This window comes from Limnobaculum eriocheiris, from assembly GCF_021010575.1.
Classification (GTDB): Bacteria; Pseudomonadota; Gammaproteobacteria; order Enterobacterales; family Enterobacteriaceae; genus Limnobaculum; species Limnobaculum eriocheiris.
Genome location: NZ_JAJNAG010000084.1, coordinates 1 through 3,319 on the forward strand (window position 1 = coordinate 1; position 3,319 = coordinate 3,319).

A 3,319-nucleotide genomic window follows, 5' to 3' on the forward strand; every position below is an offset into this window, starting at 1 on the left:
AGTAAAAAGGATTTTACTAATGAACAAGCATTTATACCGCGTTATTTTCAACCGGGCCCGCGGCCAGTTAATGGTGGTGCCGGACATTGCCGGTGCCCGTGCCGACGGGGGGAGTTCCCGTGTTTCATCCGGCGCCGGACATACCTTAAGCCAATTGATTGCCGGTCTTAAACCCCTCACGCTGTTGACCGGTATGGCGCTGGGCCTGCTGACGGTCATGCCGGTACAGGCCGATATTGTGGCGGACCACAGCGCACCGGGCAACCAGCAGCCAACGGTCATCGGCAGTGCTAACGGCACGCCGCAGGTGAATATCCAGACACCGAGCGCCGCAGGCGTATCGCACAATACCTACAGCCAGTTTGATGTGGATAACCGTGGCGCCATTCTCAATAACTCGGCTACTCCAGTACAAACCCAACTGGGCGGTTATGTTGACGGCAACCCGCAGGTGATACGCGGCGGGGCTAAAATCATTCTGAATGAAGTCAATTCCCGCAATCCGAGTCAGTTAAACGGCTATGTGGAAGTGGCAGGGCAAAAAGCGCAGGTGGTGATAGCCAACCCATCGGGTATTACCTGTGACGGCTGTGGTTTTATTAACGCCAACCGCGCCACCCTGACGACCGGCACACCAAATCTGGTGAATGGTCAGTTGGAAGGTTACAACGTCCAACAGGGCAGGGTGACCATTCAGGGCCGCGGAATGGACAGCAGCCAGCAGAGCTATACCGATATCATCGCTCAATCGGTTGATGTTAACGCCGGTGTCTGGGCCAGTGAGCTTAACGTCGTCACCGGTAAGAACAAGGTCAGCGCCGATACCAGTCAGATTGAAAAACAGGGTGACAGCGATGGCAGCAGCCCGCCGTTCTCGATGGACGTGTCTGCGCTGGGCGGTATGTACGCTAACACTATCCGCATGGTGGGAACGGAAAACGGCGTGGGTGTTCGTAATGCCGGGCATATCGGTACGCAGGCAGGGTCGGTAGTGCTGACCGCCGATGGCCGTATAGAAAATAGCGGAACGATAAGCAGCGGACAGGACCTGACGGTCACCACCCCACAGGGGCTGACCAACAGCGGTACGCTGTTTGGTAAAAATCAGGTTCAGCTCAGTGCTCAGGGCGATGTGGTGAATACCGGCACCGGGCAAATCGGTGCCAGCGGGCAGCTTAATGTCACCACGCAGGGCAGCCTGACCAGCCAGGGCGTGATGGCGGCAGATGGCAACACCACTGTCAGCAGTGGTCGTGCCCTGAATAACAGCGGCACGCTCTCTTCCGGTCAGGCACTTCGGGTATCGGCCGGCAGCATTGATAACAGCGGGACTTTGCAGGGCAAAGGGCGCACCGCCATCAGCACACCGGGACATATCAATCAGACGGCCAGCGGTAAAATCAACAGCGGCGGGTTTTTGAGTCTGGACAGCGGCGACCGGATGACCAGCTACGGCAGTATTTATTCTGCGGATGCAGCATCGCTTACCGTTCAGAATGCGCTGTTAAACGGGGGCTCGCTGGATACCGGGCAAGGTCTGACCCTGTCCGCCAGCCATATCAACAGTACCGGTACGATTTACGGTGGTGGCGATGTACAGATACAAAGCCGCAGCAGTCTGCTTAACAGCGGAACCCTGGGCTCTGACCGGGATATCACCCTGAATGCGGCGGGTGAGTTCTCCAGTAACAATACGATTTATGCTAAAGGCCATGCGCGGTTAACCGCGGGCGGCACCGTCAGTAATAACGGCACACTGGCGGCAGACGGTTTACTGACGCTGACCACGCCGGGGGCGTTGTATAACAACGGAACGCTGTACGGTAAAGGCAATCTGTCATTAACCGCAGACCAGTCGGTGACCAGCTATGGCGGTATCGGTAGCGATGGTGACCTGAGTCTGAATACTGATGACGCACTGTTTAATCATCAGATGCTGTACGGCAAGGGCCAGACCACCCTTAACACCGGTGGTGATGTGACCAATCATGGCGTGATAGGCTCTGACAGCCGTTTGTCTCTGACTACACCGGGCTGGCTGCTCAATACCGGCACCCTGTATAGCGGTGGTACGATGGCGATAGCCGCCAGCGGTCAGGTCACCAACAGCGGCACCCTCAACAGCGGCAGTGATTTAACCCTGACTACCCAAAATGCGCTGTATAACGGCAATACAATTTATGCCAAAGGCCATGCTGCCTTTAACATTGCCGGGGCAATGACCAATGACGGCACGCTGGGCGCTGACCGTAACCTGACCCTCCGTGCCGGCGGGGATATCCTGAATAACGGTACGCTGTACAGTCAGGGGGCGGGCAAGTACTTCTCCTATGGCAACTTTACCAACAACCGCCTGCTGCGCAGCGAAGATACCCTGTCAGTGGATGCCAGCGGAAATATCCTCAATGAAGCCGATATCTATGCCTTTGCCGGGCTGGACTTCAGCGCCGGGCAGCGTATTGATAACCATGCCCAGATTTACAGCGGCGGGGCACTGAATCTGCATGCGCCTAGAGATATCCGCAATACCTCCACGCTGGCGGCGTTAAATGATATGACTCTGTCCACCCATTATTTCAGCAACGGCAGCAATGCCCTGCTGGCCGCCGGTGTGCAAAGTAACGGCCAACTGGCCAACACTGGTGATATCACCATTCTCAGCACGCAATCTGTGGATTTACAGGGGCAGACGCTGGCTTCCGGCACCCTGAATGTGGATGCGGGTGGGGTTAATCTGTCCGATGGTCTGGTGAGTGCCGGAGCAGTGAATCTGCAGGGTCATGAGGGTGAAATAAGCACTGACCGCGCTCAGTTTTATGTGAACAATGCTTTCAATGCCCAAACCACAGGCCACTGGAGCAACCTCGGTGGTCAGCTGTATGCCGGTGAACTGTACCTTAACGCCGGTTCGCTGACCAACGATGCGGCGGGGGTTATCAGTGCCCAGTCCAACAACCTCACGTTGAATGGCCTTTTAAGCAACAGAGGGTTGATTGACGGTCTGCTGACCCGTTTACAGGCCAGCCAGATTGATAACGACGGCACCGGTCGCATTTATGGCACCTGGCTGGGGTTACAGGCCGATGTGATTAATAACCGGGAAGAGGGCGGTACCGCTGCCACCCTCGCCGGGCGTGAAACGCTGGATATGGGCGTGGGTACGTTAAACAACGATACCCATTCGCTGATATTCAGCGGCGGGAATATGTCCATCGGTCGACTGCTTGATGAAAACGGCAATGCCACCGGGATGGGGGATGTGCTGAATAACCACAGTGCAACGATTGAGGCGCTGGGGGATTTACGGTTGTCGATGGGG

Annotated in this window: 1 protein-coding gene; it reads left to right on the plus strand. The window is 56.3% G+C overall.

Features of this window, described 5'->3' with window-relative positions:
• Positions 1-19 precede the first annotated feature (19 nt).
• Positions 20-3,319 (plus strand): two-partner secretion domain-containing protein (locus tag LPW36_RS17500; protein WP_230611868.1); only part of this gene is annotated, 3,300 nt, incomplete at its 3' end.